Consider the following 23,078-nt stretch of genomic DNA (forward strand, 5'->3'; position numbering starts at 1 on the left):
GGGGTGGGGGGTGGGGGAGAGGGACGGGGAGTGCGCGGTGTTCAGGAACGGCGGAACAGGCCGCGACGGCGGTTGGTGGCGACCGGGCGGGACAGGGAGTTGGCCAGCCGGCCCACCATGTCGTCGCTCGTCACGTCCATGGCCATGCGGGGAATGAGCGAGGCGCCGAACTCGGCCATGCGCTCGTCGTGGGTGTCGTACTGCGCGCGGGCCTGCACGGTGCCGTCCCCCGACCGGAGCGCGTCCACGATCTCGGCGGCGACCGGTGACGGCGGGGGCGGCGGGGGCTCGGTCCCGAGGACCCGGGTGATCAGCGAGGTGTCGAAGACCGGCAGCAGCCGCCGCAGTTGCTCCGCGTCCAGGGAGGTGCCGTGGTCGAACCACTCGTGGCACAGCTCGTGCAGGATGACGTGCTGGGTCTGGTACGCGGTCGGCCGGCGGCGGTAGAGCACGAAGCTGGTCCCGCCGGTCTTCAGCCGCAGCCCGCAGGCGGCGTTGACGCGGGCCAGCCGGTCGGGCATCTCGTGCAGCACGATGGTGCGGCCGCGGGCCGCCTCCATGTTGGCCACCAGTGCGTCGATGGAGAAGGGCGCGGGGATGGGCAGGTCGGCCAGCCCGGCCTCGCACTCCTTCCGTAGTTCGCGCAGCGACATGGAGATCTACTTCTCCGGCTCGCCATGGACGCCGCCGCCTTCGGCCGCACCCTGGCGGCCCTTGGCGTCCTCCAGCAGCGAGAGCGCGAACTGCAGCAGCTCCGGCGGGAGACCGTCCTCGTCGAGGCCGCGCCCGGCCACTCCGCTGATCTCCCCCGTACGCCGCATCGCGAGGAACTGGAGCCCGGCGACCACGTCGTCGACCACCTCGGACTCCTCCTTGAAGAACCGCCAGTCCACGCCGAAGCCCAGACCGAGCGCCTTGAGGATGTCCTCGGAGGGCTGGGTGACCTTGCCGGCCAGGATGTTGGAGAAGTAGCTGTGCGAGAGGGAGCCGCCGCGTTCCTTGACCAGGTCGGCAAAGAAACGCCCCGAGATCTTCTGGCCGGGGAAGGTCTTCTCCACCATGTACTCGACCTTCTGCTGCAACGTCCGCAGCTCCGGCGTGCGTTCCTCGGCGCTGTCCATCCGGCCCCCCACGTATCCGCTCCCCGTGCGATCGAGGTTCTTCACGGTCGTCGATTCGGTCAACGGGCTCGTACTGTAACGAACCCTGACGCGTCGTTCTCAGTGCGGTGGGCGCGGTACGGGAACGGGCTTGCGTAAACACGCAACGTCACTGTTAACTCGAAAAAACACGAGCAGGGGACCACGAGGGGAGTCCCCTGCTCGTGAAATCGACGGGTTCCGTGTGAATTCACCACGGACAAAAGGTGCATGACGCACATACATGATGTGCGGACATAGGTGTAGCCCTTCACGACGGGGGATGCGTGAAGGGCTACCCGTGCATTATGACTGCTGGTCAGGCCGTCATCAACTGTCCTCCGGAGCGGCGTGTCCAGGACAGGGGTCGGGGCAGGGGGTGGGAGCGGGGCCGGGGGAGGGGTCGGTGCGGGGTGTCCGGCGGCGGGATCGCGGGATTCCGGGCCGGTCGCGTGAATTCCGATTCGAGGCGGAAAAGAATTTCACGCGAGTTTGATTCAAATTTAATTCGAACTGGCGGATCGGAATTACTTTTTCTGTGCGCCTGCTGCCGCCGTGTTATTCTGGAAGCAGTTGCAGTTGTGGTTCCCGAAGACTCCAAGTGCAACCCTCGGCTCAATGTGCCGAGGGTTGTCCTGCTGTGTTTTCCGGTGCTTTTTCCGGATGGGGTAATCATCGCGGCGACGTGGGGTCCGCGCCACGCGGATCCCCGAGAACTGCCCCCCATGAAGGAGACAAAATATGGCTACTGGCACCGTCAAGTGGTTCAACGCGGAAAAGGGCTTCGGTTTCATCGAGCAGGACGGCGGAGGCCCCGATGTCTTCGCCCACTACTCGAACATCGCGGCCACCGGTTTCCGTGAGCTCCAGGAAGGCCAGCGGGTCAACTTCGATGTCACGCAGGGCCAGAAGGGCCCGCAGGCGGAGAACATCACCCCGGCCTGATCCCGCCGCTCCGGCGCCGACGCGCTGTGACGACTTGCACGATCGGGGCCCGCACCTGAGGGTGCGGGCCCCGGTTCGCTGTCGTCGCGCCGTCCGGCGCCCGCCCGAGCCGTCCGGGCCACTCCGCCGCGGCTCGTTTTTCGCAGCCGGGATCCGTCCGGGCTTCGTCCAGGCTTGTCAATGGCCCGTTCTTGCGATTCCTGCGCCACCCGACGCCGCAGCGAATTCCTCGATACGCGCCCCGTCGAGGAAGGGTTCCGTACCGTATGGACCGCAACCGCACAGCACGTTCGAACGACCGAAATTCCCGTCCCCGTTCCGGCAGCCGCAGGCCCGCCCCCGTGCAGGGGGAGTTCGCGGCGCCGAAGACCATCACCCCGGCGCTGCCCGCAATTTCGGCCTTCGCCGAGCTGGACCTGCCCGAGGCACTGCGGTCGGCGCTCGCCGCCGAGGGCGTCACCACGCCGTTCCCGATCCAGGCGGCCACCCTGCCGAATTCCCTCGCGGGGCGCGACGTGCTGGGCCGCGGCCGGACCGGCTCCGGCAAGACGCTCGCCTTCGGCCTGGCCCTGCTGGCCCGGATCGCGGGCAACCGGGCCGACGCCCGCCGCCCGCTGGCCCTGGTCCTCGTCCCCACCCGGGAACTGGCCCAGCAGGTCACCGACGCGCTCACCCCGTACGCCCGCGCGCTGAAGCTGCGGATGGCCACCGTCGTCGGCGGCATGTCGATCGGCCGGCAGGCCACCGCGCTGCGCGGCGGCGCCGAGGTCGTCGTCGCCACCCCGGGCCGGCTCAAGGATCTCGTCGAGCGCCGCGACTGCAAGCTGGACCGGGTCTCCGTCACCGTTCTCGACGAGGCCGACCAGATGTGCGACATGGGGTTCATGCCGCAGGTCACCGAACTGCTCGACCAGGTGCTGCCGCAGGGCCAGCGGATGCTTTTCTCGGCGACCCTGGACCGCAACGTCGACCTGCTCGTACGCAACTACCTGCACGACCCGGTCGTCCACTCGGTCGACCCGGCGGCCGGTGCCGTGACGACGATGGAGCATCACGTCCTCTACGTGCAGGGCGCGGACAAGTACGCCACCACGACCGAGATCGCGGCCCGCGACGGCCGGGTGCTCATGTTCCTGGACACCAAGCACGCCGTGGACAAGCTCACCGACCACCTGCTCGGCAGCGGGGTGCGGGCCGCCGCGCTGCACGGCGGAAAGTCCCAGCCGCAGCGCACCCGCACCCTGGACCGGTTCAAGAGCGGGCAGGTCACGGTGCTGGTCGCGACAAACGTCGCGGCGCGCGGCATCCACATCGACGACCTGGACCTGGTCGTCAACGTCGATCCGCCGAGCGACCACAAGGACTACCTGCACCGCGGCGGCCGTACCGCCCGTGCCGGGGAGTCCGGCAGCGTCGTCACGCTGGTGCTGCCGGGCCAGCGCCGGGAGATGACCCGGCTGATGGCCGACGCCGGGATCACCCCGAAGATCGCCCAGGTCCGCTCGGGCGAGGCCGAACTGAGCCGGATCACCGGCGCGCGGAAGCCCTCGGGCGTGCCCGTCGACGGCAGCGCGCCGACGGCGACGGAGCGCCCGCGGAGTGTGCCCTTCCGGGGCCGGGGCAGCGCCCCCTCGAAGGCAGGCCGGTCCCGCCGCTCCGACCTGCCCGACGCGCAGGCACGCGCCGCCGCGAAGCAGCGCCGCGCCAACCGCGGCGGATAGCGCGCCGGCCGGGACGTCCGGGGCGCCCGGGGCGGCGGGCAACGCGCGATGCCCCGGGCGCCCCGCTACCGGCCGCCCGCGTCCCGCCCCGCGTCCTGCTACCGGCCGCCCGCGTCCCGCCCCGCGTCCTGCTACCGGCCGCCCGCGTCCCGCCCCGCGCCCCGCTACCGGCCGCCCGAGACCCGCAGGACCGTCCCGGTCACGTAGGACGCCTCGCCCGACAGCAGCCAGGCGATGGCGGCCGCGATCTCCGGGGCGGAGCCGACGCGGCCGAGCGGGATCCCGGGCACGGCCGCCTCGGCGCGGCCGGGATCGCCCGCCGTGGCGTGCATATCGGTGTCGATCATGCCGGGGGCGACCGCGTTGACCCGGATGCCGTCGGGCCCCAGCTCCTTGGAGAGCCCGACCGTCAGCGCGTCCGTCGCCGCCTTCGTGGCGGCGTAGTGGACGAAGTCACCGGGGGAGCCGAGGGTGGCGGCGACCGAGGAGACATTGACGATCGCGCCCGCCCCGCCGGCCGCCATGTCCTTCGCGGCCCGGCGGCAGCACAGCAGGTAGCCGAGGAGGTTCACGTCCACGACGCGGCGCAGCGTCTCGGCGGAGGTGTCGGCGAGCCGCCCGAGCGGGCCCGTCACCCCCGCGTTGTTGACCAGCCCGGTCACGGGTCCCAGCTGCTCGGCCGCCGTGTCGAAGAGCCGTTCCACCCCGGCCTCCTCGGCGGTGTCCACCCGCACGGTGACGCAGCGCGCCCCCGCGGCCCGTACCGCCGTTGCGGTCCGCTCGGCGGCCTCGGCGTTGCTCAGGAAGCCCAGGGCGAGGTCGTGCCCGTCCCTCGCCAGACGGATACAGGTCGCGGCGCCGATCCCCCGGCTGCCGCCGGTGACGACGGTGACGGGGCGAGGCGGAACGGTGGTGCTGCTGTCCGGCACGGGAGGGCCTCTCACTTCGCTCGCGGATCATGCGGTGCTTCACGCAGCGAATCACCGAGGGCGCCGGTGGATCAAGGGCGTTGTCGGGGCCGGGGTGCGGCGCGGTGCCTGCTGTTGGAGTGGCGCCGGGTGCCGGCACCGGCGTGGTGCCCGGCGCGGGGCGCCGGCGGTTGCCTAGCGTCGGCGTCTGACGGGCCGCTGTCGGCGCGGAACGGGTTGAATCGCCCGGCGCTCGGTGACGGTTCCTCCCCAACGGCGTTCCCCTGCCACCGTCTCGCATTGCGGTGGCAGGGGACGCCGGCCGCAGGCCACGGCCGTTACGACCAGAGCGCCCGCGCCAGTACGGCCCCGGCGAACGCCGCGCCCAGCGCCGTTACGCCCAGAGCGCCCGCGCCAGCGCGACCCCGGCGAACGCCGCGCCCAGCCCCGCCGCCACACTCCCCACGACATTGGCCACCGCGTAGGACTTCGCACCGTCCTCCGCCAGCCGCAGCGTCTCGTAGCTGAACGTCGAGTACGTGGTGAGCGCCCCGCACAGCCCCGTGCCGATCAGCAGCTGCAGATGCGAGGAGGCGGCGCCGGCCGCCACCGCGCCGGTCAGCAGGCCCAGGATCAGCGAACCCGAGACATTGATCGTGAACGTCCCCCACGGGAAGACGCTGTCGTGCCGGGACTGCACCGCCCGGTCGGTCAGATACCGCAGCGGCGCCCCGACCGCCGCCCCGACGATCACCAGCAGCCAGTTCAACGGCCCCGCTCCCGCCCCTGCTCCCCTTCGTCGCCGAAGCGCACGATCTCGCACTCGTCCAGGAAGGCCACTCCGCCACCCGCGACCAGTTCCCCGATGAGCGGCAGGAACGCCCTGATCCGTGCCTCGGTGTCCACGATCACGACCGCCACCGGAAGGTCCTCGCTCAGCGAGAGCAGCCGCTGCGTGTGGATCATCGACGAGGTGCCGAAGCCCTCGATGCCCCGGAACACACTGGCGCCGGACAGCCCGGCCAGGTGTGCCCGGTGCACGATCTCCGTGAAGACCGGCCGGTGGTGCCACCCGTCGGACTCGCCCACGAGAACCGTGAGGCGCAGGCCCCGTTCCGTCCCCGGCGTCGTCATGACTGCCTCCAGGCCAGCACGCGGCGGGTCGCCCACACCGCACTCCACACCGCCGCGAGAGCCGCGAACAGCGTCAGTCCCAGATACCCCAGACCGGCACGGAGCCGGCCGCCGTCGAGCAGGCGCTGGATGTCCACCGCGTACGTCGAGAACGTGGTGAACCCGCCGAGCACCCCCGTACCGAAGAACGGCCGCACCAGCCGGTGTGCGGTCCACGCCTCGCTGATCACCACCATGAAGACGCCGATCACCGCACATCCGACGGCGTTCACGACCAGCGTCGTCCACGGGAAGCCGCCCGGGGCGGTGGGCCAGATCAGCGCGGCCCCGTAGCGGGCGGACGCCCCGATCGCACCGCCGAGCGCGACCACCGCGACGACGGAACCTTGGGGGTTCGGGGTTCCCATGGGCACTTCTCTCCTGCCTGCTGCACCCCCAGGCTATCGCCGGTCATTGCTCCGGGGGTGCCGAGGCGTGGCCTACCAGGTCTTGCCCGGGGGCTGCTTGGTGGTGACGTTGATGCGGTTGAACAGGTTCGTCAGACCGATCGCGAGGACCAGCGCGGAGAGCTGCTTCTCGCTGAAGTGGCGGGCGGCCTCGTCCCAGACGGCGTCCGGCACCGGGTCGGAGCGGTCGCTGAGCCGGGTCGCGTGCTCCGCGAGCGCCAGCGCGGCCCGCTCGGCGTCGGTGAAGTACGGCGCGTCGCTCCAGGCCGACACGGCGAACAGCCGCTCGTCGCTCTCCCCGGCCTTCCTGGCGTTGCGTACGTGCCCGTCGACGCAGAAGGTGCAGCCGTTGATCTGGCTGACCCGAAGTCCGACCAGTTCGAGCGTGGTCTCCGGCACCCCGCCCTTGCTGATGGCCTTGACCAGGCCCAGTACGGGCGGCAGGGCCTCGGGGATGATCTCGGCCGGGTTCTCGATGCGTGCCTGCATGATGTCTCTCCTTCGCTGTCCGTCACGGTCGCGGTGGCGTTCGCGCCGCGCCCTCACTGCACTGACGGATGGCGGAGCGGAAGTGTGACGGGAGCGGCGTCCGGGATTCTCACCGCGCCCGCCGGAGCGAGCTGCGCAGCCCGTTCGAGGGTGCGGTACCGAGGGGCTCCGGCCGTGCCGGCCACTGCGGGGCCGCCGTCGTCTTCGAAGAGCCGCTGGTCACACAGGGCGCAACACCGCCACGCCAACCGGCCGTGACGAGATCGTCAGCAGTATCCGGAACCCGCCTGAAAGCCAGGCTGCCGGCGGGCGGTGCCACTGGTGCCCGGAGGCGGAGTGGATGCGCCGCCCGTCGGCGCCGGGTGCGGCGGGGTGGAGGGTCAGGCGAAGTACTTCTTGAACTCGGCGCGGCTGATGCGCCTGTCGCCGTCGGTGTCGGCCTCTCGGACGAAGTCCGCGAGCTTCACTCCGTCGAGGGTGCCGTCGTTGGCCATGCCGTAGTCCCTCAATTCGCGCAGTCGGATCTCTCCGCTCCCGTCCGTGTCGATCTCCGCGAACACGGCCTCGGCCTCGGCCTCGGTCATCTTGCCCACTTGGTCCTCCTGCAGTTCGTGTACCGGGGGAATGACGTCTTGGCAGGTGACGGGGCCGCTGCCCGGCCTCGCTGCCGCAACGCCCCATCTTCGTTCCGCTGAAGGTCCTTCCTGTTCCGTCCGCGCCGTGTACTGCGGCCTCGCGCTCCCCGGGACGGGCCGACCGCTCCAGGGCGAGGGCGGCGCGGAGCTGCGAGAACGATCAACAAGAACACCCGGACGCCTGGAGGGCACACTCCAAGCGGTGCGTCATGGGAGGCCCAGAAAATTCACTACATCGGGGGGTGTCCTCACCGCGCCCGCCGGAGCGAGCTGCGCAGCCCGTTCTCCTCGGTCACCTTGGCCCGGAGCTGCCGTATCAGTCCGGAGTCCGCAGCCTCGCCGCCCCCGCCGGCGCGGCACCGCGCGCACTCGCAGGGTGGCCAGCGCAGCGGGTTGAGCTCGGGCAAGTCGGGTTCGGGCGCCGGCACTTGCTCGCTCATGCCGACCCCGGTTCCGTGCAGTCCGCCGCCTCGCGGTGGCGCCGGAGCAGTACCCGGCAGTCGGTCGCCCCGCTGTAGTCGCACTGATCATTGGCGAGGGCCTCGGCCAGCCGGAGCTTCTGGCACTCGGGACAACAGCCTTCTGTTTCCCGCCTGTTCTCGGCGAACACAGATAACTCCTCTCCGTAGTCGTTCCGCTACCAAGCGAGTTCAGATTGGCTTAGAGTCAGGGGTGCTTCAACTTGTTGGGCGCGAGCGAAAAGTCAGGTGACAGCCGTTGAACCGCAAGGAGTTGGACCCCGAGAGCAGTCCGGAAGCAGCCTTCGGCGCGCGCATCCGCAGCCTGCGGGAGGAACGCGGATGGAAGCAGGAGGAGTTGGCCGAACGAATGGGCTACTCCGGCACACACATCTCCGCCGTCGAAACTGGTCGCAAGCTTCCGACTCTTCGGTTCTCGCGCAGTGCGGATCAGATTTTCGGCACCGGAGAAACAGCAGACACGTTCGAACGCCAGTACCGCGAGATCCGGCACGGATCGCTGTTGGAGGGCTTCCCGCAGTACGTGGGCTACGAAGGGCGCGCGGCTGAGATCCGACTGTACGAAGTCGGGATCATTCCCGGGCTGTTGCAGACACCGGAGTACGCACGGGCGTTGGCGGAAGGCGATGTGTGGCGCGGTTCGATCACGCCCGAGCAAGCAGGCGACCGTGTCTCGTTCCTGGCGGAGCGTCAAGCAATGCTGGTGCGGTTCCGGCCTCCCACGATGCTGGTGGTGATGGACGAGAGCTGCATCCGCAGGCGGGTCGGCGGGGACGGGGTCATGGCTGCTCAGCTCGACCGGCTGCTGGAGTTTGCCGCGCTGCCGAACACCGTGCTCCAGGTTGCCCCGTTCGACATGGTGGAGCGCCGCCCGTTCAACCTCCCGATCAACCTGTTGACGCTGTCGGACCTGTCCGCCGTCGCGTACGCGGAGTCCCAGATGCGGGGCCATCTGGAACGCGATACGACCTTGGTGCTCCCCCTGCTGGCGTCCTACCATCAGCTACAGGCCGAAGCGCTGTCCCAGGCGGCATCAGTGGCCATGATCAACGAAGCGCGAAAGGGCACCCCGTGACGACCACGACCGAGTCTCCCCGCTGGTTCAAGTCTTCGTACAGCTCCAACGGCGGCAACTGCATCGAGGTCGCCGCCAACCTCGTCGTCTCGCGCGGCGTGGTCCCCGTCCGTGACTCGAAGAACCCCGGCGGCCCGGTGCTGAACGCCTCCGCCGCCTCGTTCTCCTCCTTCGTGGCGGGCGTGAAAGCCGGAGAGTTCGCCGGGGGCTAACCCCACCGCACACCGTCATGCCTCCCGGATGGGTTGAGAGGGCGCGCTCAACCAGCCTTGTGGCATGAGGACTTACGGAAAATCCGCCGCCTTCGTCGCCCTGTCCGTCACCGCCGTCGCCACCGTTCTCACCGGGGCCGCGACCCCGCGAGCCGCCGCGTCGGCCAACACCGCGCCCGTGCTCTCCTGGCGGCCCTGCGACACGGCCGGCGGGCCCGTCGGGCGGGAGTGTGCCGAGTTGCCCGTGCCGCTGGACTACCGGGACCCGGACGGCCCGCAGCTCTCGCTCGCGGTGACCCGGGTCCGCAGCGACCGGCCCGCCGCGCGGCGCGGGACGCTCGTGGTGATCGCCGGGGGTCCGGGGACCTCCGGGGTGCAGCGGGTGACGGAGAAGGGGGAGCGGCTGCGGCAGGCGACGCAGGGGCGGTACGACATCGTGAGCCTCGACCCGCGCGGGGTCGGCGGCAGCACGAAGGCGGGCTGCGGGCTCGACCCGGAGGACCGGGAGCTGGTGAACATGCGGTCCTGGCCCGACGCCGACGGCTCGATCACCGAGAACGTGACGCGCTCCCGGCGCATCGCCGCGGCCTGCGCGCGCAACGGCGGAGCGGTGCTGCGGAGCCTCACCACGGCCAACGAGGTGCGCGACATCGACCGCTTCCGGCAGGCGCTCGGCGAGGAGAAGCTGTCGGCCTGGGGGATCTCGTACGGCACCTACGTCGGCGCCGTGTACGCGCAGAAGTACCCGCAGCACACGGACCGTTGGGTGCTGGACAGCAGCGGCGACCCGGATCCTTCGCGCGTCGCGCAGGGCTGGATGGCGAACATGGCGGTGGCGGCGGAGGACCGTTTCCCGGACTTCGCGCGGTGGGCCTCGGATCCGGCCAGGGAGGCGGCGGGGCTGCGGCTCGCGGAGCGGGCCGAGGACGTGCGGCCGCTGGTGCTGGAGCTGGCGGCGCGGCTGGACCGGGCACCGAGGGAGTCCACCACACCGGGCCGCCCGTTGACCGGCAACCGGCTGCGTCAGGCGCTCCAGATGGCCATGTACAGCGACGACGCCTTCGCCGAGTTTGCCGGGCTCGTCCAGGCGGCCCGGAGCACCTCGGCGAAGCCCGTGCTGCCTGCCGCCCTGGCCGGGCCGCTGCCGGACGCGGACGCGGCGGTCTCGATGGCCGTGGTCTGCAACGACGTGCGCTGGCAGGGCACCGTCCCCTCGTACCGGCGCGCCGTCGCCGCCGACCGCGCCAAGCATCCGCTGACCGCCGGGATTCCGGTGAACGTCACCCCGTGCGCCTTCTGGAAGGACGCCCCCGCCGAGGAGCCGACCAGGATCACGGACCAGGGACCGTCCAACGTCCTGATGATCCAGGGCCTGCGCGACCCGTCGACGCCGTACTCCGGCGCGCTGAAGATGCGGGCGGCCTTCGGGGACCGGGCCCGTATGGTCGCCGTCGACCACGGTGGGCACGGCATGTACCTGGGCAACGGGAACGCCTGCGGCGACGGCGCGGTCACCACGTTCCTGAACACCGGGATCCGGCCGGAGCGGGACGCGTACTGCGCGGACTGACCGCGATGCCGGGTTGCGGCAGGCCGAGCGAGTGCCCCCGCTCAGTCGCAGCCCGGTGTCACATGTCCGCTGTTCCTGGCCTGCGCCAGCAGGGAGACGACCTCCTCGTCGGAGGTCTGCGTGAAGTCCCGGTACCACTCGCCGACCGCGTAGAACAGGCGCGGCACCGACAGGCACACCACCTCGTCCGCGCTCCGGCGCAGCCGCACGACCGCGTCCGGCGGTGCCACCGGAACGGCCGCCACCACCCGCGCCGGCTGCTGTGCCCGTACCACCAGGCAGGCCGCCTCGGCGGTGGCGCCGGTCGCGATGCCGTCGTCCACGACGATCACCGTCCGGCCGGCGAGCGGGGTACGTGCCCGGCCGGCCCGGTACACCTGCGCCCGCCGTACGAGCTCCGCCTCCTCGACCCGTTCGACCGCCGCGAGGTCCTGCTTCCCGGACCGCAGCCGGAAGGCGATGTCGTCGTTGATGACCCGGACCCCGCCCTCGCCGATGGCGCCGAACGCCACCTCCTCGTGGTGCGGCACGCCGAGCTTGCGGACGACGATCACATCGAGCTCGGCACCGAGCGTCTGGGCCACCTGGAAGGCCACCGGGACTCCGCCACGGGGCAGTCCCAGTACGACGGGGTTCTCCCGTTCGAGGTGGCGCAGTGCCTCGGCCAGCTGCTGGCCCGCGTCCTCGCGGTCGGCGAACAGCACGGTGGTTTCACCCCCAAGCAGGCTTCCCTACCTTCGAAACAACCCCATGTGCGGCACCTCCGCAACTCGGGCAAGGTCGGTTGTATGAGACGAATCGGAGCGGTTCTGATCGACATCGACGGAGTGCTCACGGTGGCGTGGAAACCGCTGCCCGGCACCGTCGCGGCGATGCGGCGCCTGCGCGAGGCGGGTGTCCCGCTGGTCCTGGTCACCAACACGACCTCCCGCACCCGCGCCTCGATCGCCGCGAAACTGGCGGGCCAGGGCTTCCCCGTCACGGCCGAGGACATCCTCACCGCCCCCGCCGCCACCGCGGCGCACCTGCGCGAACACCACCCCGGCGCCCGCTGTCTGCTGATCAACTCCGGGGACATCCGGGACGATCTGCCGGGCGTGACCCTGGTCGATGAGGGCGCGGATGGCGGCGAGGGGGAGGCGCCGGATGTCGTCGTCATCGGCGGGGCCGGGGACGCCTTCGGCTACGCCGAGCTGAACCGCGCCTTCCGCCATCTGCAGCGCGGCGCCCGGCTCGTGGCCATGCACCGGAATCTGTACTGGCGCACGGCCACCGGGCTCGACCTGGACACCGGGGCCTTCCTGCTGGGGCTGGAGCGGGCGGCCCGGACCGAGGCGGAGATCACCGGCAAACCGGCCGGATCGTTCTTCGCCGCGGCCCTGGCCCACCTCGGCGTCACCGCGTCCGAGGCCCTGATGGTGGGAGACGACATCGATTCCGACGTGCTGGCGGCCCAGGCCGCGGGGCTCACCGGCGTACTCGTCAGGACCGGCAAGTACCTCCCCGAGACGCACCGCGCGGCCGAGGGCACCCCGGACCACGTGATCGACTCCTTCGCCGACCTGCCCGAGTTGCTGGAGCAGCGGACCTGAGGGCTCAGGAAACCGGCTTCGTCTTGGGGATCTCGCCCTCGGTCGTGTTGACGTCGATGACGGAGAACGCCGCACCCTGCGGGTCCGTCAGTGCGGCGAACCGGCCGAACGGCATGGTCATCGGCCCGAACCGCAGGACGCCGCCGCGCTCGGTGGCCTTCGCGACCGCCGCGTCGCAGTCGGCGACGGTGAAGTACACGTTCAGGTGCGGCGGGACCTCGGGCGGGAACTCGTCGCCCATCTTCATCCGCCCCATGACGGTCTTGTCGCCGAGGTTGTACATCCGGAAGTCGACGTGCTCGTCCGCCATCTCCACCATCGAGTACGGGAAGACGGCGGGGAAGAACGCGTCGGACTTCTCGGGCTCCCGGGTGAACACCTCGGCCCAGCAGAACGCGCCGGGCACCGCCTGCGCCTCGAAGCCCTCGTGGGTGCCGGCCTGCCACACGCCGAAGGTGACGCCGCTGGGGTCGCGGGCCAGCAGCATCGTGCCGAAGTCGCCGACCTGCATCGGGTCCATCAGGGTCTGGCCGCCGTTGTCGCGGATCTTCGCGGCGGTGGCCTCGGCGTCCGGCGAGGCCAGGTACAGACACCAGGCCGAGTGGCCCTCCTGGCCGGGCATCGGGGGCACCACCGCGGCGACCGCCTTGCCGTCGGCGTACGCCTGCGTGTAGTTGCCGAACTCGGCCGCGGACTCGCCGAACGTCCAGCCCAGCACATCACCGTAGAAGCTCTTCGCGCCCTCCAGGTCGGCGAACATCGCGTCGGCCCAGCACGGTGTGCCCTCCGGTTGTACAGCCATGACCCTGACTCCTTCGCGCTCGGTGGGGGGTGGTCCGGCTTTTCACGCTAGCCAGCGGACAGCCTTCCCGCGCGCCGGGAACGCGGGCCCGGGGGCGGCGACCCGGGGAACGATCGATCGAGCCGGCTGCGGTGGGTGCGATTTGCCGGAGGTCATACGAAACCGTATAGTCCGAAATCGTGAAGTCCGAATCCGTGAAGTCCGAATCCGTTCCATCTGAGTGGTCGGCCCTGCTCGCACTGCAGCGGGCCACCCACGCCACCCTGCAAGTGCTCGCCGCAGAGCTCGTCGACCTGGACCTGACCCCCTCCGAGATCAACGCGCTGGCCAACCTCGCCGACGGCCAAGGCCGGACCGTGTCCGAGCTCGGCGTGGCCGTGGGCACCCGCCCCACCACGCTGACGAGCGTGCTGGACCGCCTGGAACGCCGCGGTCACATCACCCGCGGCACCCGTCCGGGAGACCGCCGCGCGGTGCTCATCGAACTCACCGCCTCCGGCCGAGTGGCCGCCGCCACGATCCGCCAGGCCATCACCGACCTGGAACACCGTGCACTCGACGGCCTGCCGGCCGATGCGATCGCCGGCCTGCGAGCCGCCCTGCAGGCCCTGACCGAGGTGTCCTCGTGACCACCCAGCCCACCGACTTCGACGCACTGATGGCCGAAGTGACCGCCGCCGCAGGGAAGTTCGGCCACCGGGAGCACGTGCACCTGACGTGGCTGGCCGTGCGACGGTTCGGCACGCATGCGGCGGTCGGTCTGGTCAGCGACGGCATCCAGCGCACCGCCCGCTATGCGGGAGCGCCCCAGAAGTACCACGCGACGGTCAGCCGGGCGTGGGTGGAACTGGTGGGCCACCACGCGGCCGAACGCGGTGGCGGCGACGAGGACTTCACCGCGTTCGCCGACCGCAACCCCGTCCTGCTCGACAAGCGCCTTCTGACCCGCTTCTACCGTCCGGCCACGCTGGCCGGCTCACAGGCGAGAACCGGCTGGGTCGAACCCGACCTCGCACCGTTCCCGTGGCAGGGCTCCGACCACCACCCGCAGTGACCACAAGGGCCATACGTTCTTCTGCCTGAGCAGCCCGGCCGGCTGCTCAGGCACATGCGCCCCGGGGCTACCCGGGTGTGCCCCGGCCCTGCGGCGGGTCCACCCGTACCAGGCCCGACTGGTAGGCCATGGCGACCAGCTGGGCCCGGTGCCGGGCGCCCAGCTTCGTCATCGCACGGCCCACGTGGGTGCGTACGGTCAGCGGGCTGACGTGCATCCGGGCGGCGATCTCGTCGTTCGACAGACCCTCGGCGGCCTGCGCCATGACCTCGCGCTCGCGGGCGGTCAGCACGTCCAGGGACTCGGGCGCGGCGACACCGCCCTCCGGGCGGGCCAGGTAGCGGGTGATGAGGGCCCGGGTGGCGGTCGGGGACAGGAGCGTGTCGCCCGCGGCCACCGTCCGGATCGCGTCCAGGAGCTCCTGCGGGCCGACGTCCTTGCCGAGGAAGCCGCTGGCGCCCGCGCGCAGGGCGCCGGCCACGTAGTCGTCGATCTCGAACGTGGTGAGGATGAGGATGCGGGTCTGCTGCAGTGCCTCGTCGCGGCAGATCGCCTTGGTGGCCGCCAGCCCGTCCATGCCCGGCATGCGGATGTCCATCACGACCACGTCCGGCGCGGTGGCGCGGGCCTGCTCCACCGCCTCCCGGCCGTCCGCCGCGACACCGACCACCTCCATGTCGTCGTTCGAGTCGATCAGCAGCCGGAAGGTCCCGGCCAGCAGCGCCTGGTCATCGGCCAGCAGTACCCGGATGGTCACCGCGCCGTCCTCTCCTCGTCGTCCTGGTGGGAGTCGGGTCCGGCCTGGTGGGGGTCGGGTTCCGCCGTCCCCGGGGTCTCCAGGGGAAGTTCCGTGGTCACTTCGAAACCGCCGCTCGCCCGGTGCCCGGCGGCCAGCCAGCCGCCCGCGGACAGGGCCCGTTCGCGCATGCCGATGAGGCCGTAGCCCGGCTCGCCCGCCGTGCGCGGCTGGTGTCCGTCGTCGGTGATGGTGAGGGAGAGCAGCCGGCGGGTGTAGCGGAGCCGGACCGAGGCCGTCGCGGAGCCCGCGTGTTTGGTGACATTGGTCAGTGCCTCCTGCACGATCCGGTACGCGGTCAGGTCCGTGCCCGACGACAGGGCCCGCTCCTCCCCCTCCACCGACACCGAGACGACGAGCCCCGTCCGCTCGAACGAGGCGACCAGCTCCGGGAGCTGGGCCAGGCCGGGGGAGGGCTCCAGCGGCGTCTCGGGGTCGCCCTCGCGGCGCAGCAGGCCCACGGTCGCCTTGAGCTCGCGCAGGGCGGAGGAGGTGGTTCCGGCGAGCTGGTCCATCATGTCCTGCGCCTGCTCGGGGCGGCTGCGCAGCAGGTACGCGGCGGTGGCCGCCTGGGCGTGGGCGAGGGCGATGTGATGCGCGACGATGTCGTGGAGCTCGCGGGCGATCCTGGTCCGTTCCTCGCTCACCCGGCGGCGCGCTTCTTCCTCGCGGGTGTGTTCCGCCAGTTCGGCCCGTGCCTCCACGGCGGCGAGATGGTCGCGCCGGTTCCGTACCGACTCACCGACGGCGCCTGCCAGCAGCACGCACGAGAGGGTGCCGATCTGGTCGGGCCGCAGCAGCGCGCCGTGGCCCCAGCCGACGGAGACGAAGGTGAGGGCGACGGCCATCCCGGCCGTGTACGTGATGGTCGTGCGCAGGTCTGTGTGCAGGGCCAGGAGGTAGAGGGCGACCAGGGCGGCGCCGACGACGCTGGGGCTGGGGTCGAACCCGATGCGGCCACCCATGACGCCCAGGACGCCACCGCACACCGTCGTCACCGCGACCACCGTGCGCGGGAACCTGCGCTGCCCCAGCAGCAGAACGGCGGAGGGCACGACGGCGACCAGGGAGAAGTCGAGCGTCGGGACGCGGACGATCCGGGCGCCGGTCAGGGTGCTGGAGAAGACCGCGGCGGCCCACAGCACCACGGCGATCGCCACGTCGACGGCCCTGGGGTGGCGTCGGGCCCACTGCCACCAGTCGGCGAACACGGGGTCTCTCTTCCTCTTCGACTCTTCCGGCGCTTCCGACACTTCCGAAAAGTCTCGGTCCTGCCATCCATGGTCCCTGGGTGCTGTCCAAAACCGCCCGGTTGAGGCTCACGTCAACTGGAACATTACGTTCCGTGTGTGAGTGAATACGGAGCGTTCCAGCTCGCTCACCTCTCCTCGCGGGCCTCGACGAAAGGGCACAGCCATGTCTTCGGCCATGCGCAAGACGACGAAAACTCCGGTGGCACGGCGGCTGGCCGCCGCGGCCATCGCGCTGGGCAGCTGCCTGGCGCTCGCCGGCCCGGCGGGAAGCGTCGTCGCGGCGCCCACCGACCCCGTGCCGACCGTCTTCTTCGGCGACTCCTACACCGCCAACTTCGGTATCGCTCCCGTCAACCACGAAGGCAGCGAAAAGTTCTTCTGCTTCCAGGCGAAGGAGAACTATCCCGCCGTCGCCACCCGGCGCCTCGCGGACAAGGGCATCACGCTCGACGTCCAGTCGGACGTCTCCTGCGGCGGCGCACTCACCCACCACTTCTGGCAGGAACAGGAGCTTCCCTTCGGCCTCGGCAAGCTCCCGCCGCAGCAGGACGCGCTCAAGCAGGACACCCAGCTGACCGTGGGAAGCATGGGCGGCAACACGGTGGGCTTCAACCGCATCCTGAAGCAGTGTTCCGACAAGCTCCGGACGGAGGGCGCTCTGCTGCCGGGAGAGCCGGTGGACGGGGACGAGCCGGCCGCCAAGTGCGGTGAGTTCTTCGAGTCCGGGGACGGCAAGGCGTGGCTGGACGGTCAGTTCGAGCAGGTCGGCTGGGAACTGGAGGAGCTGCTCGACCGCATCGGCTACTTCGCCCCCGACGCCAAGCGCGTCCTGGTCGGCTACCCCCGGCTCGTGCCCGAGGACACCACCAAGTGCCTGACCGCGGCGCCCGGTCAGACGGAGCTGCCGCTCGCCGACATCCCGCAGGACGCCCTGCCGGTCCTGGACCAGGTCCAGAAGCGGCTGGACGACGTCATGAAGAAGGCCGTCGCCGACGCCGACGGCGGCGCCGACTTCGTGGACCTCTACGCCAGCACCGGCAGCAACACCGCGTGCGACGGCGCCGACCGGGGCATCGGCGGCCTGCTGGAGGAATCCCAGGTCAAGCTCGGCGACTACAAGCTCCCCTGGTACGCGCACCCCAATGAGAAGGGCCGCGACATCCAGGCCGAGCAGGTGGCCGACAGGGTCGAGCAGGTCCTCAACCAGTAGGGGGGACCCCCGCCCCGTGAGTCGCGCGCATGAGTCCTGCGCGCGACTCACGCGCGTACGGGATCGGGCGCGGGCTCCGGCGCCGACGGCCCGCCGTGGTTCAGCCTCTCGCCCTCGACGTCCACCTGGGGCACGACCCGCGCCAGCCACTTCGGCAGCCACCACGCCCGGTCGCCCAGCAGGGCGAGCACGGCCGGGACGATCGTCATCCGGACGACGAAGGCGTCGAAGAAGACGGCCGAGGCGAGGCCGAGACCCATCATCTTGATCATCGACTCGCTCATCCCGATGAACCCGGCGAACACCGCGATCATGATGACGGCCGCGGCGCCGACCACCCGGGCGCTGTGCCGGAACCCGGTGACGATCGCCTCGCCGGGCCGCGCCCCGTGGACGTACGCCTCCCGCATCCGGGTCACGAGGAAGACCTCGTAGTCCATGGCCAGGCCGAAGACCACACCGATCAGGAGGATCGGCGTCATGCTCATCACCGGCCCGGTCTGCTCGACGCCGAGGGCATCGGCGAGCCAGCCCCACTGGAAGACCGCGACGATCGTGCCGAAGGCCGCCGCCACCGACAGCAGGAAGCCGAGCGCCGCCTTGAGCGGGACCAGCAGCGAGCGGAAGACGACCATCAGGAGCAGGAACGCCAGGCCGACGACGAGCGCGAGATAGGGCAGCAGCGCGTCGTTGACCTTCTGCGACACGTCGATGTTCACCGCGGTCGCGCCGGTGACGAGCAGCTTCGCGCCGGTCTCGGACTTCAGGCCGCGGGCCTCGTCGCGGATGGTGTGGACGAGGTCCGTGGTCTTCGCGGAGCTCGGCCCGGTGGTGGGTACGGCGGTGAGCACCGCGGTGTCGCCGGCCTCGTTGAAGGCGGGGGGAGTCGTGGCGACGATGCCGTCGGTGGCGGTGAGCTGCTTCGCGGCCCGTGCCGCGGCGGCCTTCGGGTCCTCGGCGGTCTTCGCGTCGACGACGACGGTCAGCGGTCCGTTGAAGCCGGGGCCGAAGCCGTCGGCCAGGGCGTCGTAGGCGCGGCGCTGGGTGGTCGAGGTGGACTTCGACTCGTCGCCCGGCATGCCGAGCTGGAGATCGAGCATCGGTACGGAGATCAGGCCGAGGCCGAGGACGCCGAGCACCAGGACCGCGAGCGGCCGGCGGATCACGAAGCGCGCCCAGCGGGTGCCGAGCTGGGGACGGCCGTCCCCGGCACGCCGCCCGCCGCGAGCCTTGAGCCCCTTGCGCCGGGTGCGCGGCAGGACGGCATCGCGGAAGAAGCCGAGCAGCGCGGGCAGCAGGGTCATCGCGACCAGGACGGCGATCACGACGGTGGACGCCGCCGCGAGACCCATCTTGGTCAGGACAGGGATGCCGACCACGGACAGGCCCGCCAGCGCGATGACGACGGTGAGACCGGCGAAGACGACGGCGGAGCCCGCCGTGCCCACGGCCCGTGCCACGGCCTCCTCGGCGTCGTGGCCCTCGGCGCGCTCGGTCCGGTAGCGCGAGACGATGAACAGGGCGTAGTCGATGCCGACCGCGAGCCCCAGCATCAGGGCCAGCGTGGTCGTCGTCGTGGACATCCCGATGGCGACGATCGAGGCCACCCCGATGCCGATGCCGACGATCGCGGTGAGCAGCGGGAGGCCCGCCGCGGCGAGCGAACCGAAGGTGATGAGCAGGACGAGCGCGGCGGCGGCGACGCCGACGAGTTCCGTCGTACCGCCCAGCTCGCCCTCCGGCACCAGGGCCGATCCGCCGAGCTCCACGGTCAGCCCCGCGTCCCGCCCCTTCTCGGCGGCGTCCTCCAGCGCCTCGGTGGTGGCATCGGTGAGATCGATGCTCTGTACGTCGTACGAGACGGTGGAGTACGCGGTGGTGCCGTCCTTGCTCACCGCCCCGGCCATCTTGAACGGGTCGAGGGCGCCCTTGACCTGGTCGCCGCCCGCCACGTCCGCGACGATCTCCTCGATGGCCGCCTTGTTCGGGCCCGCCGTGACCTTCTGGCCCTCGGGTGCGACGAAGACGATCCGGGCGTCGGCGGCGTTGGAGTTGCCGCCGGGGAAGCGCTCGTCCAGCAGGTCGAACGCCTTCTGCGACTCCGTCCCGGGCATCGAGAACCCGTCCTCGGGGGCGGCCGGGGCCTTGGCCGCGGCGAAGGCGCACGCGGCCAGGACCACCACCCAGAGCAGGGCGACGAGCCGGCGTCTCCGGAAGGAGAAGCGGCCCAGCCGGTAAAGGAAAACAGCCACGAGGAGGCGCTCCAGTTTCTCGGGTCTCTTGGATCCCCCGGGTCTCTCGGATCTCTCGGAGGAATGCCTCGATCCTTCGCGAACGGGGGCGTCATCGTCGTCGTGCGGCTGCATGGAGTCGTACGTACTGCCGCTGCAGTACGCGGCCGGTCCCGCCTGCCCCCTGAACAGGACCTCGGAGCCGCAAGGATGAAAACGACGACGAAGCGGCGCGCGCCGGTGAGCAGGCGGCCTCGGCCTCGTGTCCGGGGCACGCTCCAGGCGTTCGCGATCTGCGCGAAGGTGACCGAGCTCAACGTGGTCCACACTCCCTGACGCAGCCGGGGCACATGAACGAAGGGGCGGCACTCCTGCGAGGGTGCCGCCCCTTCGCGCGCTAGCTCAGATGCCGGGTGAAGAACCGGGCCGCGGCCTCACCCGCGAACTGCGGGACGCCGGTGTGCCCACCCATGTTGGCGTGCAGCGTCTTCTCCTCGGAGCCGAAGGCGTCGAACAGGTCCAGGGCCTGCTGTCGCTCGTTCCCCTCGTCGTCCCACTGCAACAGGACGTGCAGCGGAATGGTGACCTGCCGGGCCTCGTCGAAGATGGTGCGAGGCACGAGACTCCCGGCGAACAGAACGGCGGCCGAGATGCGCGGCTCGACCACCGCCAGCCGGGTCCCGATGGAGATCAGTCCCCCCGAGTACCCGACCGGGCCGACGATCTCGGGCAGCGCGAGGAGGGCGTCCAGGGCGGCCTGCCATTCCGGGACCGCCTTGTCGACCAGCGGGAGGACGAGCCGGTCCACGATCTCGTCGCCGACCGGCTCGCCCGCCTCCAGCGCCCGGCGCAGGTCGGCGCGGGCCTGATCGACGACGGGCAAACGGGGCCGGTCACCGCTTCCGGGGAGTTCGATGGTGGCCGCGGCGAAGCCGTCCGCCGCGGAGTGCAGGGCCCGGGCCACCAGCCGGGGGTACATCTTGCCCAGCCCGAGGGGAGGGTGGCCGAGCAGGATCAGCGGCGCCGGTGCGGATGAGGAAGCGGATTCAGGCGTCCAGAGGATGCCGGGGATCTCACCGAGGGTGAATTCGCGTTCGAGGACGTTGTTGTCGTCGAGGCGCTGTTCGGAAGTGAAGTGCATGGTCGTGCCTTTCGGGAGTGCGCGTGGACGGCGCTCCCGGACGACCTGCCTATCGCCCGACCGTGACCCCGGAGGGGAGCACCCATGTCGATACTGCGTTCACGGGTACCACCTCCTCGTTCTCTCGCACGGCCGCCAGAAAGCTAGCAGGTGGCCGCCGTGGTCCGCCAACGGGTTTTTGCCGCCGGGGTGGTGACGTCCGTCCCCCGGTCATGGATGAATTCCTCGCGCCTCGGTCGCCGCAGTGAGTGATTGATACGTTTCAATCCTGCGGCCGGGGTGAAGTTCCGTTCGCGTGGCGGGAGATGAAGAAAGTGCGCTACCGTGACCGCGTCATCACGCTCCGTGTGTTCACGCGCGCATGGGGCGGCCCTCGGCGGTGCCGTCAACACCAACTCCGAGGGCCTACACCACCAGTGGCTCACCGGAAGGCACCACCGGAAATGTTGCGTCATGTTATCGCGCCGTCCGTGCGCTATACGAAGGCATCGAACGATGTCATCCGCCATCCGCGTCTGAACAGCGACGCGAAGATCCTGCTTCTCTACGTCCAGAGCCTCCCGGGCGATGCCGTGTGCAAGCCGTTGAGCGAACTCGCCCGCAAGGCGGGCATCAAGGGCCGCGCGTACCAGAAGGCGAAGGGGCAACTGGTCGAGAACGGCTACGTGCACGAGTGGCGGAGCCAGGGCGAGGGCGGCCGCTGGCTGACCGAGCAGCTCGTCGCGAACAACCCGCTGACGGGTGAGCAGGCAGGTCACTTACGCGGAGCCCCGCCCGTAACCCCGCCGCCGAGTACGCGGTTTCCGGCGGTCGGCCAACCGGCCCCTCGGACGGTCGGTGGCTATAAACCCGCAGAAGATCTCAGTGATAAGACAACTCCCCACCCACCCCCCGAAGCTGAGGCCGAGACAGGTCGCGAGGTGGCCGGCGGGACGGTCGGCGGGGTGGTCAGCGAGGCGGACTCCGCCCGACTCGCCCGCGCCGAACGGGTCCTGCTCTCCCTGCGCCACGCCCGCCGCGAACTGCACCTGGGTGTACGCGAGGCCCGCTCCCTCGCCGTGGAGGCCGTCAAGTGGCTCGAACGCGGCCTGAGTGAATCGGACCTCCGCCATGCCCTGCTCGCCGAACGCCCCCAGGACGGTGTCCGATCGGCCGTCGGCTTCCTGCGCTACCGCCTCGTGCACAAGCTCCCCGAACCTCCGGTCCGGCACCGGCCCCACGAACGCCCGCCCCTCCCCGAACTCGTCGAATGCACGGGCCCCGGCGACCCGCACACCTTCCGCCCCCTGTTCGACGAAACCGAATGCCCCTCCTGCCGCATCGCTGCCGCCGCAGAACACGAACCCGAGCCCGAACCCATCTCCTGGCGCGAACGCGTCGCCAGGATCAACGGCACACCGGCGGCTGCACGGGTTGAGACCTGACCCTTGCCTCACCTATCGAGATTCGATAGATTCTTATCGTAGCTCGATGGGAGGATGAGGCGTGGGAAAGCTGACAGTGCGCGCGCTGCGCGCCGTGCTCGTGGTGGTGCTCACCGGCACCGTGTGCGTACAGGCATTGATGGTGTGGGCGCTGGCCAGCGGCAGTGACCCGGAGGACGGGTCGCTCCCGCTGACCCCGCTGCGCCTGATCACGATCCTGGGCATCGGGACGGCCCAGGTCGCCCTGGTCTGTGTATGGCGACTGGTGACGATGGTGCGACGCGGAACCGTGTTCTCCCACGCCGCCTTCCGGTACGTGGACGGCATCATCGGCGCGATCGTCGCGGCTGCTCTCGTGTGGTTCACGGTCACGGCCCTGAACGCGCCCGGCCAGCGGGACGACCCGGGCGTCACCCTCATCATGGGCGGGGTGGGCCTGGCCATCCTGGGAGTCGCGCTCATCGTGCTCGTACTGCGGGCGCTGCTCGCCCAGGCCGTCGCCCGCGATGTCGAAGCAGCCCGGATGCAGGCCGAGTTGGACGAGGTGATCTGATGCCGATCGCCGTCGACATCGACGTGATGCTGGCCAGGCGGAAGATGTCCGTGGGCGAACTCGCGGACCGCGTGGGGATCACGCCCGCCAACCTGGCGGTACTCAAGAACGGCCGCGCCAAGGCGGTGCGCTTCGCGACGCTCGCCGCGCTCTGCGAGGTACTTGAGTGCCAGCCGGGCGACCTGCTCCGCTGGGAGGCCGAGGACACCGAGGACGAATGAACCCGTGCCTGCCGACGCGCCGCCGCCGCAGAAGGGGACGGACGGCGC

The 23,078-nt window shown here is 70.8% G+C and carries 27 protein-coding genes and 1 pseudogene; 12 read left to right on the plus strand and 16 right to left on the minus strand.

Annotation, left to right across the window (positions count from 1 at the left end):
• Positions 1-41: 41 nt before the first annotated feature.
• Both ACFYY1_RS13010 and ACFYY1_RS13015 read right to left on the minus strand, forming a co-directional pair.
• Positions 42-653: a toxin gene (locus ACFYY1_RS13010; RefSeq protein ID WP_388584049.1), complete on the minus strand. Its 612-nt coding sequence runs from the start codon at positions 651-653 to the stop codon at positions 42-44.
• Positions 654-659: 6 nt separating this feature from the next.
• Positions 660-1,121, minus strand: coding sequence for a hypothetical protein (locus tag ACFYY1_RS13015; RefSeq protein ID WP_351254155.1), 462 nt, complete (start codon positions 1,119-1,121; stop codon positions 660-662).
• A 759-nt stretch (positions 1,122-1,880) separates the two neighbouring features.
• Here ACFYY1_RS13015 and ACFYY1_RS13020 point away from each other — a divergent pair.
• Both ACFYY1_RS13020 and ACFYY1_RS13025 read left to right on the plus strand, forming a co-directional pair.
• Complete coding sequence (locus tag ACFYY1_RS13020; RefSeq protein WP_093547863.1) at positions 1,881-2,084, plus strand: cold-shock protein; 204 nt, start codon at positions 1,881-1,883, stop codon at positions 2,082-2,084.
• 266 nt (positions 2,085-2,350) lie between these two features.
• Complete coding sequence (locus ACFYY1_RS13025) at positions 2,351-3,805, plus strand: DEAD/DEAH box helicase (protein ID WP_388584052.1); 1,455 nt, start codon at positions 2,351-2,353, stop codon at positions 3,803-3,805.
• Between the two features lie 164 nt (positions 3,806-3,969).
• Here the strand turns inward: ACFYY1_RS13025 and ACFYY1_RS13030 are convergent, their stop codons facing one another.
• The 8 genes from ACFYY1_RS13030 to ACFYY1_RS13065 form a co-directional block, all read right to left on the minus strand.
• Complete coding sequence (locus tag ACFYY1_RS13030) at positions 3,970-4,734, minus strand: SDR family NAD(P)-dependent oxidoreductase (RefSeq protein WP_388584054.1); 765 nt, start codon at positions 4,732-4,734, stop codon at positions 3,970-3,972.
• Positions 4,735-5,107: 373 nt separating this feature from the next.
• Positions 5,108-5,482: a fluoride efflux transporter CrcB gene (gene crcB, locus ACFYY1_RS13035; protein ID WP_388584057.1), complete on the minus strand. Its 375-nt coding sequence runs from the start codon at positions 5,480-5,482 to the stop codon at positions 5,108-5,110.
• Positions 5,479-5,847 (minus strand): DUF190 domain-containing protein, encoded by a 369-nt coding sequence (locus tag ACFYY1_RS13040; protein WP_388584060.1) that lies wholly within the window; start codon positions 5,845-5,847, stop codon positions 5,479-5,481. Before ACFYY1_RS13040 ends, crcB (ACFYY1_RS13035) begins: the two co-directional genes overlap by 4 nt.
• On the minus strand, positions 5,844-6,254 hold the full coding sequence (crcB, locus tag ACFYY1_RS13045; protein WP_388584062.1) for a fluoride efflux transporter CrcB: 411 nt from the start codon (positions 6,252-6,254) through the stop codon (positions 5,844-5,846). The genes ACFYY1_RS13040 and crcB (ACFYY1_RS13045) overlap by 4 nt, the downstream gene beginning before the upstream one ends.
• A gap of 72 nt (positions 6,255-6,326) precedes the next feature.
• Positions 6,327-6,782, minus strand: a complete 456-nt coding sequence (locus ACFYY1_RS13050; RefSeq protein WP_388584065.1) for a carboxymuconolactone decarboxylase family protein — start codon at positions 6,780-6,782, stop codon at positions 6,327-6,329.
• A 380-nt stretch (positions 6,783-7,162) separates the two neighbouring features.
• Positions 7,163-7,366, minus strand: coding sequence for an EF-hand domain-containing protein (locus ACFYY1_RS13055; RefSeq protein WP_388584701.1), 204 nt, complete (start codon positions 7,364-7,366; stop codon positions 7,163-7,165).
• Positions 7,367-7,665: 299 nt separating this feature from the next.
• Positions 7,666-7,857 (minus strand): hypothetical protein, encoded by a 192-nt coding sequence (locus ACFYY1_RS13060; protein WP_388584068.1) that lies wholly within the window; start codon positions 7,855-7,857, stop codon positions 7,666-7,668.
• On the minus strand, positions 7,854-8,027 hold the full coding sequence (locus tag ACFYY1_RS13065; protein WP_388584071.1) for a hypothetical protein: 174 nt from the start codon (positions 8,025-8,027) through the stop codon (positions 7,854-7,856). Before ACFYY1_RS13065 ends, ACFYY1_RS13060 begins: the two co-directional genes overlap by 4 nt.
• 107 nt (positions 8,028-8,134) lie before the next feature.
• Between ACFYY1_RS13065 and ACFYY1_RS13070 the strand changes: the two genes are divergently transcribed.
• The 3 genes from ACFYY1_RS13070 (at position 8,135) to ACFYY1_RS13080 (ending at position 10,753) form a co-directional block, all read left to right on the plus strand.
• Positions 8,135-8,971, plus strand: a complete 837-nt coding sequence (locus tag ACFYY1_RS13070; RefSeq protein WP_388584074.1) for a helix-turn-helix domain-containing protein — start codon at positions 8,135-8,137, stop codon at positions 8,969-8,971.
• Complete coding sequence (locus tag ACFYY1_RS13075) at positions 8,968-9,183, plus strand: DUF397 domain-containing protein (protein WP_388584076.1); 216 nt, start codon at positions 8,968-8,970, stop codon at positions 9,181-9,183. The genes ACFYY1_RS13070 and ACFYY1_RS13075 overlap by 4 nt, the downstream gene beginning before the upstream one ends.
• A 64-nt stretch (positions 9,184-9,247) precedes the next feature.
• Positions 9,248-10,753 carry an alpha/beta hydrolase gene (locus tag ACFYY1_RS13080; RefSeq protein WP_388584079.1) on the plus strand — a complete coding sequence of 502 codons (1,506 nt, stop codon included), beginning with the start codon at positions 9,248-9,250 and terminating at the stop codon, positions 10,751-10,753.
• 77 nt (positions 10,754-10,830) lie between these two features.
• On the opposite strand, the pseudogene ACFYY1_RS13085 reads toward ACFYY1_RS13080, so the two are convergent.
• A pseudogene (locus ACFYY1_RS13085) lies at positions 10,831-11,457 on the minus strand (phosphoribosyltransferase); the annotation flags it as partial.
• Between the two features lie 84 nt (positions 11,458-11,541).
• Here ACFYY1_RS13085 and ACFYY1_RS13090 point away from each other — a divergent pair.
• A complete protein-coding gene (locus ACFYY1_RS13090) occupies positions 11,542-12,345 on the plus strand; it encodes an HAD-IIA family hydrolase (RefSeq protein ID WP_388584081.1) in 804 nt (267 codons plus the stop codon).
• A 4-nt stretch (positions 12,346-12,349) separates the two neighbouring features.
• On the opposite strand, the gene ACFYY1_RS13095 is transcribed toward ACFYY1_RS13090, so the two are convergent.
• Complete coding sequence (locus ACFYY1_RS13095; protein WP_388584084.1) at positions 12,350-13,147, minus strand: VOC family protein; 798 nt, start codon at positions 13,145-13,147, stop codon at positions 12,350-12,352.
• Positions 13,148-13,326: 179 nt separating this feature from the next.
• On the opposite strand from ACFYY1_RS13095, the gene ACFYY1_RS13100 reads away from it, so the two are divergent.
• On the plus strand, positions 13,327-13,776 hold the full coding sequence (locus ACFYY1_RS13100) for a MarR family winged helix-turn-helix transcriptional regulator (protein ID WP_388584086.1): 450 nt from the start codon (positions 13,327-13,329) through the stop codon (positions 13,774-13,776).
• Entirely contained in the window at positions 13,773-14,201 is a 429-nt protein-coding gene (locus ACFYY1_RS13105; RefSeq protein ID WP_388584089.1) for a hypothetical protein, read from the plus strand. The genes ACFYY1_RS13100 and ACFYY1_RS13105 overlap by 4 nt, the downstream gene beginning before the upstream one ends.
• Positions 14,202-14,268: 67 nt before the next feature.
• On the opposite strand, the gene ACFYY1_RS13110 is transcribed toward ACFYY1_RS13105, so the two are convergent.
• Both ACFYY1_RS13110 and ACFYY1_RS13115 read right to left on the minus strand, forming a co-directional pair.
• Positions 14,269-14,958, minus strand: coding sequence for a response regulator (locus tag ACFYY1_RS13110; protein ID WP_388584092.1), 690 nt, complete (start codon positions 14,956-14,958; stop codon positions 14,269-14,271).
• Positions 14,955-16,208: a sensor histidine kinase gene (locus ACFYY1_RS13115; RefSeq protein ID WP_388584094.1), complete on the minus strand. Its 1,254-nt coding sequence runs from the start codon at positions 16,206-16,208 to the stop codon at positions 14,955-14,957. Before ACFYY1_RS13115 ends, ACFYY1_RS13110 begins: the two co-directional genes overlap by 4 nt.
• A 205-nt stretch (positions 16,209-16,413) precedes the next feature.
• On the opposite strand from ACFYY1_RS13115, the gene ACFYY1_RS13120 reads away from it, so the two are divergent.
• Positions 16,414-17,460: an SGNH/GDSL hydrolase family protein gene (locus tag ACFYY1_RS13120; protein WP_388584097.1), complete on the plus strand. Its 1,047-nt coding sequence runs from the start codon at positions 16,414-16,416 to the stop codon at positions 17,458-17,460.
• 47 nt (positions 17,461-17,507) lie between these two features.
• Here ACFYY1_RS13120 and ACFYY1_RS13125 read toward each other — a convergent pair whose 3' ends face one another.
• Positions 17,508-19,712 (minus strand): MMPL family transporter, encoded by a 2,205-nt coding sequence (locus tag ACFYY1_RS13125; protein WP_388584100.1) that lies wholly within the window; start codon positions 19,710-19,712, stop codon positions 17,508-17,510.
• 376 nt (positions 19,713-20,088) lie between these two features.
• Positions 20,089-20,832 (minus strand): dienelactone hydrolase family protein, encoded by a 744-nt coding sequence (locus ACFYY1_RS13130; protein WP_388584102.1) that lies wholly within the window; start codon positions 20,830-20,832, stop codon positions 20,089-20,091.
• A 443-nt stretch (positions 20,833-21,275) separates the two neighbouring features.
• On the opposite strand from ACFYY1_RS13130, the gene ACFYY1_RS13135 reads away from it, so the two are divergent.
• The 3 genes from ACFYY1_RS13135 (at position 21,276) to ACFYY1_RS13145 (ending at position 23,030) form a co-directional block, all read left to right on the plus strand.
• A complete protein-coding gene (locus ACFYY1_RS13135) occupies positions 21,276-22,256 on the plus strand; it encodes a hypothetical protein (protein WP_388584106.1) in 981 nt (326 codons plus the stop codon).
• A gap of 61 nt (positions 22,257-22,317) precedes the next feature.
• Entirely contained in the window at positions 22,318-22,809 is a 492-nt protein-coding gene (locus tag ACFYY1_RS13140) for a DUF2975 domain-containing protein (RefSeq protein ID WP_388584108.1), read from the plus strand.
• Positions 22,809-23,030: a helix-turn-helix domain-containing protein gene (locus ACFYY1_RS13145; RefSeq protein ID WP_388584111.1), complete on the plus strand. Its 222-nt coding sequence runs from the start codon at positions 22,809-22,811 to the stop codon at positions 23,028-23,030. Before ACFYY1_RS13140 ends, ACFYY1_RS13145 begins: the two co-directional genes overlap by 1 nt.
• Positions 23,031-23,078 lie beyond the last annotated feature (48 nt).

Source organism: Streptomyces sp. NPDC001890, from assembly GCF_042891445.1.
GTDB lineage: Bacteria > Actinomycetota > Actinomycetes > Streptomycetales > Streptomycetaceae > Streptomyces.